7 protein-coding genes are annotated in these 7,655 nt (G+C 35.9%); 5 read left to right on the top strand and 2 right to left on the bottom strand.

Features of this window, described 5'->3' with window-relative positions:
* The first annotated feature begins 234 nt into the window (after nt 1-234).
* From RFW85_RS14185 to RFW85_RS14175, 3 genes are read left to right on the top strand one after another with little or no spacing between them, the layout of a single operon-like run.
* Nucleotides 235-738, top strand: coding sequence for a YfiR family protein (locus RFW85_RS14185; RefSeq protein WP_170249725.1), 504 nt, complete (start codon nt 235-237; stop codon nt 736-738).
* A gap of 5 nt (nt 739-743) precedes the next feature.
* Nucleotides 744-1,967 carry a diguanylate cyclase domain-containing protein gene (locus tag RFW85_RS14180; RefSeq protein WP_199978494.1) on the top strand — a complete coding sequence of 408 codons (1,224 nt, stop codon included), beginning with the start codon at nt 744-746 and terminating at the stop codon, nt 1,965-1,967.
* A gap of 14 nt (nt 1,968-1,981) precedes the next feature.
* Complete coding sequence (locus tag RFW85_RS14175) at nt 1,982-2,461, top strand: OmpA family protein (protein WP_170249723.1); 480 nt, start codon at nt 1,982-1,984, stop codon at nt 2,459-2,461.
* A gap of 50 nt (nt 2,462-2,511) precedes the next feature.
* Here the strand turns inward: RFW85_RS14175 and RFW85_RS14170 are convergent, their stop codons facing one another.
* The gene (locus RFW85_RS14170; RefSeq protein ID WP_005065230.1) at nt 2,512-3,522 is read right to left on the bottom strand and encodes a metallophosphoesterase; all 1,011 of its coding nucleotides are present in this window, start codon (nt 3,520-3,522) and stop codon (nt 2,512-2,514) included.
* Between the two features lie 106 nt (nt 3,523-3,628).
* On the opposite strand from RFW85_RS14170, the gene RFW85_RS14165 reads away from it, so the two are divergent.
* Nucleotides 3,629-5,254 (top strand): phospholipase D family protein, encoded by a 1,626-nt coding sequence (locus RFW85_RS14165; RefSeq protein ID WP_170249722.1) that lies wholly within the window; start codon nt 3,629-3,631, stop codon nt 5,252-5,254.
* On the opposite strand, the gene RFW85_RS14160 is transcribed toward RFW85_RS14165, so the two are convergent.
* Nucleotides 5,255-6,064, bottom strand: a complete 810-nt coding sequence (locus RFW85_RS14160) for a 1-acyl-sn-glycerol-3-phosphate acyltransferase (protein WP_017482419.1) — start codon at nt 6,062-6,064, stop codon at nt 5,255-5,257.
* Between the two features lie 218 nt (nt 6,065-6,282).
* Between RFW85_RS14160 and hflX the strand changes: the two genes are divergently transcribed.
* Nucleotides 6,283-7,626 carry a ribosome rescue GTPase HflX gene (gene hflX, locus RFW85_RS14155; protein ID WP_309171623.1) on the top strand — a complete coding sequence of 448 codons (1,344 nt, stop codon included), beginning with the start codon at nt 6,283-6,285 and terminating at the stop codon, nt 7,624-7,626.
* Nucleotides 7,627-7,655 lie beyond the last annotated feature (29 nt).

The following is a 7,655-nucleotide window of genomic DNA, read 5'->3' as shown; positions in this document are numbered from 1 at the left end:
AACTAACTCAATCACAAGTAACTGTTTTTCAACAAGTTTCTATCTGCATCACCGCCGATGGATGTGCATTATAGACCATTACATTCCCTTTGCAACCCTTTTTTTAAATCAATATCATTAACTGGATACTTTTTAAGCTTTTTAGTCAATTTTAGATGAGATATTAAACTTTTTTTACGTTACCAACTTCATGTAGAATAGATTATTCGTGCAATAGTTTGGCATTAACTCATCATGTGGCAGTTCGCTAAAAAAGTATTTGTTTGCATACTTGTAGTGTTTGCTACGAGTGGGCCTTGTTATGCCAATTCAAAACATAACTTCTATGTACTTACTTTATCTATTCTAAGCTATAGCAAATGGGAGAATGTAAACACTCCTACGCTGTGTATTATTGATAACCCTTCTATTACATCTACATTTCAATCTTACATCCAGCAAATGTCTTATAATTATCGTGTTCAAACTGTAAATGCGAAAGATTTTGCTCGGTCACATTGTCAAGCTGTCTACTTTTCTACTACCTCTCCACAGCAACAACAAAATCTTATTCAAAGCTATCCTTATCGCTCTTTACTTTCTTTAAGCATTAATAATTCAGAGTGCGAAATAGGAAGTATCTTTTGTTTATATAACCAGAATAATTACACAACATTTAAAGTTAACTTAGATGCTTTAAGTCACTCCAAAGTTCATATTGATCCGAGAGTATTACTCTTGGCTAAGAATGCGGAGTAAGGGTTATGATATCAAAGTTGTATCAATCCACTTCACTACATGCATTATTTAGAAAATCTCAATTTACTATTTTTGCTATTACTTTTTTTATTTGCTCTTTTACGTTTGTATCAATTTCTGTTTTTACAATGGAAACTTATGCCAAACAAAATTTGCAATTGCTTAGTCACACTCTATTAGAGCGTATTCAACCCGCTGTAGTATTTAATGATAAAATTACAATAGAACAAATTTTAAATGAGTATACGAAGGATCATTCAATTCGTACGATTCATATTTATGACTCGGAACATCATTTAATTGCTCAAAGCTTCAAATTATCTAGTCAAACTTCAATTTTAGAAGGTTGGTTTGATCATTGGTTTTTAAACGAACCCGTTCATCTTACAATTTATCATCATGAACAAAATGTAGGTGAGCTAACACTTTTTGGTAGTTCTGAAAAAATATTGCAGTTCCTCAAAATGATTATGGTAGGGCTTGCAATTGCGATGTTGTTTATTGTTTGCGCATTATGGTGGTCAGTGAACCTAACTTATCGCCAAATTATGCAGGCTATTTATCCACTTACTAATATTGCTCAAATTGTGAGTGAGCAAAAAGCCTACAATCTTCGTTTTCCTTATAATCGTATTAAAGAATTTCAAGATTTAAATACTGTATTTAACGAGTTACTTGAAGAAATTCAGATATGGGATAATCAGCTACAAAAGGAAAATCGTAAATTATCCTTTCAAGCTCATCACGATCAGCTCACCTTGTTGCCTAATAGACATTATTTTTACCAAATTCTTTTAGACATGTTTGAGGATAAGGATTTCGACAATAAGTCTGCATTATTATTTATAGATAACAATAACTTCAAAGCAATTAATGACCAGTTTGGTCATTTAGCTGGAGATGAAGTTTTAAAAGAAATGGCTAATCGCTTGCAAACTCGTCTACGCCATCAAGATTTTATCGCTCGGTTAGGTGGCGACGAATTTGCTGTTATTTTGCATTCCATTAGCCATGCTGATCATTTAATATCTATTGCTGAAAATTTACTCGAAAGCTGTAAAGAACCTTTGCATCTAAATGGTCAAACTATTTATTTCAGTTTTAGTGTAGGTATTGCTTTATCACAATTTGCATCTAGCCCCGAAGATTTCATTATGCAAGCAGATCAGGCAATGTATAAGGCTAAAAATTCGGATGAACACTGGTTTATCTATAAACCTGAAAATTAAATTTAGGCTAATCTATGAATACAAGATCTTTGAAACTCTCCTTTATTGCATTGCTATGCATTACTCTTGCAGGGTGCCTGAGTTTTGGTCCATTAAAATATCGTCAAGTAAAATTGCTCAAAAAAGAAGGTTTCGTTCTTACTGATGAAGGCTGGACTTTAGGTTTACCAGAACGCTTGTTATTTGACTTTAATAATGCAGAGTTAAAACAAAGTCATGAAGCTGAGTTAGTACGTCTAGCCAATCAATTGAATAAATATGACCTGAATAAATTGAAAATTGTGGGTCACACTGATGATGTTGGTGATGCTACATATAACCAAAAGTTATCTGAAGAGCGTGCTCAAAGTGTGGCAAACCTTTTCTTAACACGTGGATTCAAAAAAGAAAACATCTACGTAATTGGCCGTGGTTCAACGCAACCTTATGTGCCAAATACAACCAATGAAAACCGTGCCATTAACCGACGTGTTGCGATTGTCGTTATTCCATAATTAGATTTAACTCATAAAAAAGCCAATCCTCTGTGATTGGCTTTTTTATTTTAAACTAGCTCAATAATATCAATGGTTGGTGGTACCCTGAAACGCAAAGGAATTCCAACCATTCCTGTGCCGACGGTAACAAAGACATCCGCATGCTCATGAGAATAAAACCCACGTTTATGGCCTAAAATTGATACTTTTTTCATAATATAGTTAGTCAACCATGGAAGCTCCACCTGCCCTCCATGGGTATGTCCAGATAACATTAATGGTCGATTCGGTAATTTAGGTACCATATCTACCGTATCTGGATTATGAGACAAAATTAACCAAGGTTTGTCCTGCGGTAAATCTGGCATGGAACGCATATCAGTTTTTCCTGCCCAAAGATCACCAATACCAATCAAACGGAACTCTTCAAAATCAACAATCTTGCCTTCGATATCAACAACTTCATTATAAAATAACGCATCTTTTAATAATTGTTGAATCGGCGGGCCAGGATATTGCTCGTCATGATTTCCAGGAACTGAATATACAGGCGCCTGAATTTCTTTTAAAACACTTAACTCTTCAATTAGTCTATCTTCTGGTTCATATGTCCAGTCACCAGCAACTACGACTAAATCAGGTTGCTGTTCATTTAATTTTCTAACTATGGTTTTGAGTTGACGTTCATGTCCTGAAAACAAACCAATATGTAAATCTGCGATTAAAGCTACTTTTACTGGCTTATCAAAACTACGATCTGGGTTTAAACGATATTGATGAGTATCAACACGGACTAAATGAGGTTCGATAAATCGGGCATAAATTAACACCCCACTTAAGAAAAAGATGAAAATACCTTGATGAATTGAGTAGTAACCGATCCAAGCAGCATATAAATTAAAAAACCAGAGAGGAATAAGTAGATAAGAGAGATAAAATGCGAGTAGATGTACAAAAGCTTTAAATGGATGAATCGTCTCGGTTCGTGATTGATGAATCCAAGCCTCAGAAATTCCCCATAGAGCAAGTATTGAAAAAATAAAGTAAAAACAAAAAATGATTGAATTTGGATTCCACATTACGACTCTCGACTTATCTTATATTGATTGCTAGTAATCAAATTCAATATTTATCTTTCAATATGCACGAATTATACTCTAGCTCACCTTATCGTATGTACTGATTATGGCACAATCCTTTCATTCCAAACAGCTTCAAACGAATCAACAAGCTAAAGGCTTTTTGATAAAAGCCTCTATAGTCCTATGTTCAAGTTTTGCTGTGGGTTTGACAGGATGTAGTACTCTGCCAAAACATGGTGTTGAACCAGTACAATATGCAAAAGATATTGATACCTCTGAGACTTCACTTGCCAAAATTATCACACCTTTACGTCAGCAAAATCCAAAGTTAACTGGTTTCCATGTTCTAAATGATCCGCTGGAGGCTTTAGCGGCTCGACTTAGATTAATTGATAAAGCCGAAAAGACTTTAGATTTACAATATTACATCTGGGATAATGACAAAGTTGGTGCTTTAGCCTTGCACGCCATTATTCGTGCAGCTGATCGAGGTGTAAAAGTCCGACTTCTTATTGATGACAATAATGCAAAAAAAATGGAAGGAATTTTACTGGCCCTTTCTCAACATAAAAATATTGAAGTTAAGCTTTTCAATCCCTACCGTTTCCGCAAATATCGTGCGATGGATATGGTGCTTGATTTAAAACGTATCAATCGTCGTATGCACAATAAAAGTTTTATTGCCGACAATGAGGTTGCCCTTATTGGCGGGCGCAACATGACCAATCAATATTACAATGTAAGCGATAGCTATCAGTTTTCTGATGTCGATGTAATGTTGGTAGGTGCTGCTGTTGATGATATTGTGAATTCATTTGATGATTACTGGAATCATGAATATGCATATTCAGTTCAAAGTATCGTAAGTCCTGAGCAGCATCGTTTACGCTATGAAGGATTAAAAGAACAGCTTGAAGCACACTATCAACAAGCTACCGTTCAAAACTTTTTAAACTTAACCGCAAAATCTCATGCATTTGATCAATGGCTAAATCATAATATTCAATTCGATTGGGTCAAAGCAGAAGTCGTAAAGGACTCACCTGATAAAATCAAATCGAAAGCTAAAAAAGAAGAACACCTCAATTTCCAATTAATTAACCACTTGGAAAAACCAGAAAGTAACGTTGATTTAATCTCTGCTTATTTTATTCCTGAAAAACAAGGTGCCAAGATTTTAAGCACCCTTGCCAAAGAAGGTGTTGAGGTTCGAGTTTTAACGAACTCTTTCAAAGCGAATGACGTTGCTGTTGTACATGCCTTTTATGGAAAATATCGCAAAGAGCTACTTAAAAACGGCGTACAACTTTATGAATTTTTACCAACACCCGATAAAAGAGATTTAAATAAAAATACGGATGAACTTGCAACTAAAGCTAAAGTAAATATGAAAGGTTTAAGCCGTTCAAGTTTGCATACTAAACTTATGGCATTAGATGAGCAGGTTTTTATCGGTTCATTTAACTTTGATCCACGCTCAGCTTATTTAAATACTGAAATTGGCGTAATTTTAGACAGCCCATCGTTGGCTAAAACCATTCACCATACAATGGATGAAAATTTAAATAAATATGCTTATAAATTAAAGCTCGACGCTAACAATCATATTTATTGGCATCAAGAAACTCCCAATGGTCCTGTAATTTATAGACAGGAACCTGAGATGAAATGGTGGCAAAAAGCAGGCATGAAGTTTCTTTCATGGCTGCCAATTGAAGGTTTTATGTAATTAAGTTTTTGGCTTAAGTACTTTTCGATGTAATTGAGCCAAACCTTCTACCATTTTTTCTTGAACTTCGCGCGTTAAACTTTTGACGTCATGCCCTTCCACTGAAATTGGAGGCAAAGTTAATAAATGAGCAGTTACTTTCGGCATTTCCAGTACACGTTGAATATGTTCAGCAAATGTCATGTCCCCAATAAATGGTGCAACCGTATCTAATTGCCCATCTCTGTTTACATAACAAATTAAACATACCTGTACTGGACGTTGTGCTTCAATCGCTGCACCAAGTAATCGTCCATGAACTTTTTTAACAGAATGTCCATCTGTAGTTGTCGCTTCAGGGAAAAATAATACTGGAATATTTTGTTTTAAAAATTCAGCAATTTGCTCACGAATTCTGACTGAATCCCCAGATCCACGCTTAATAAATAACGTTCCACCACTTTTGGCTAAGTTTCCAAGAATAGGCCAATTTTCAATTTCAGCTTTAGCCAGAAAGAAAACTCGTGCACCTGAGCCTAGAACCGCAACATCTAACCAAGAAATATGATTACTTACCCATAAAGCTGGTTCTCTAGGAATTGTGCCATGTACTTCTATATCTAAATTGAAAACCTGACATAAACGGCGGCAAAAGTATTGGACATAACGTGTATTTACAGGATTATTAGGATCTTTATAAAGCCCATGTCGATAAACTAGATAAAAACCTTCACTAATTGCGGCCGTGGCAGAAGTGACCTTTTTTCCGTATAAACCTATTTTTGATAATTTCTTTAACGTTGAATTAACTATACTTTGCGTTTGAGCCATAAAATTTCACTAACGATTAATCATTGTTATACCCATCTCGAGTCATTCTATACGTTTCGTAATAAACTTGCATTGACGATAGAGAACGGCAAATAAAATAAATCTGAACACTAGACTAATCTCATATAACTAATCTAAAGGATAAGAACAAACGCTTTCCCCTTTTGCTTAAGTTTCCTCTAGAATAAAGTTTTCCCATTTTCAGGATTTATAGCCACGTGGAATATGTTGATCGGCATCAAGGCGGTGAACGCACAATCTTAGTGAGTGTTTCTGTACAATTATTAGATGATCTGGATGCCGAAGAGTTTGCTCTACTTGCACAGTCTGCTGGTGCAGATATCCTTGAACATATTAAGGTTCAGCGTAATAAGCCTAATCCTAAATTTTTCATTGGCTCAGGAAAAGTCGAAGAAATTGCAGAGCAAGTTCAGGAGCTAGAGGCGAGCCTGGTTATTTTTGACCATGCCTTATCACCTGCTCAAGAACGAAATTTAGAAAGAATATTAAAATGCCGAGTTATTGACCGCACAGGCTTAATCTTAGATATTTTTGCGCTACGTGCCCGTACACATGAAGGTAAGCTACAAGTCGAACTTGCCCAGCTTAAACATTTATCTACTCGTCTTATTCGTGGTTGGTCTGCCGACTTTGAACAACAAAAAGGTGGTATCGGCTTACGTGGTCCCGGTGAAACACAACTAGAGACAGATCGCCGTCTTATTCGTGTTCGTATTACCCAATTAAAAGATAAATTAGACAAAGTACATCAGACTCGTATACAAGGGCGTGCTGCAAGACAAAAAGCAGCTATTCCAACAGTTTCATTAGTAGGTTATACCAACGCTGGTAAATCGACATTATTTAATATTTTAGCAAATAGTGATGTCTACGCAGCCGATCAACTGTTTGCAACACTCGATCCAACACTACGCCGTTTAGACTGGGATGGTATCGGTACTGTTGTGCTAGCAGATACGGTAGGTTTTGTACGAAACTTACAGCATGATTTGGTTGAATCATTTAAAGCAACACTTGAAGAAACACTAGAAGCGACCCTTTTACTGCATGTTATTGATAGTAATAGCCATGACATGCTTGATCAAATTGAAGCAGTTGAAAGTGTATTAAAAGACATTGGCGCTGATGCTCCTGTACTTCGGGTGTACAACAAAATTGACCTGAGCGGTGAAGAAGCCAAAATCATTTATGCTGAGCCACACGTCCCAGATCGAGTGTATGTTTCAGCTCATTCTGGTCAAGGTCTAGATTTACTCCAAAAAGCAGTACAAGAATGCTTAATGGGCCAAATTCAAAAGTTTTCACTCGTGCTTAAGCCTGCTTATGGCAAATTACGTACTCAACTTTATGCCTTAAATGTGATTGAGTCTGAACATTATGATGATGCAGGCTTATTACATATTGATGTGAAGATTGCACCACATAAGTTAGAAAAGCTGATTCGCCAAGCAAAACTACCCTTAGATGAAATATTGGGAGAACACGCAAGTCAATTTAAACGTCCCTTGGAAGAGTTTGAAATCAAGGGCGAGATCAGTTAAAACTTGATAAGTAAACTTTTAGAGATAAA

Origin of the sequence: Acinetobacter sp. 12966 (assembly GCF_031196995.1) — a bacterium.
Classification (GTDB): Bacteria; Pseudomonadota; Gammaproteobacteria; order Pseudomonadales; family Moraxellaceae; genus Acinetobacter; species Acinetobacter geminorum.
Note: the sequence above shows the minus strand (reverse complement) of the source record. Positions and strands in the feature narration are given on the sequence as shown.

Coding starts and splice junctions, on each gene's coding strand:
- RFW85_RS14185 (WP_170249725.1), top strand. CDS start 235: ATGTGGCAGTTCGCTAAAAAAGTATTTGTTTGCATACTTGTAGTGTTT.
- RFW85_RS14180 (WP_199978494.1), top strand. CDS start 744: ATGATATCAAAGTTGTATCAATCCACTTCACTACATGCATTATTTAGA.
- RFW85_RS14175 (WP_170249723.1), top strand. CDS start 1,982: ATGAATACAAGATCTTTGAAACTCTCCTTTATTGCATTGCTATGCATT.
- RFW85_RS14170 (WP_005065230.1), bottom strand. CDS start 3,522: ATGTGGAATCCAAATTCAATCATTTTTTGTTTTTACTTTATTTTTTCA.
- RFW85_RS14165 (WP_170249722.1), top strand. CDS start 3,629: ATGGCACAATCCTTTCATTCCAAACAGCTTCAAACGAATCAACAAGCT.
- RFW85_RS14160 (WP_017482419.1), bottom strand. CDS start 6,064: ATGGCTCAAACGCAAAGTATAGTTAATTCAACGTTAAAGAAATTATCA.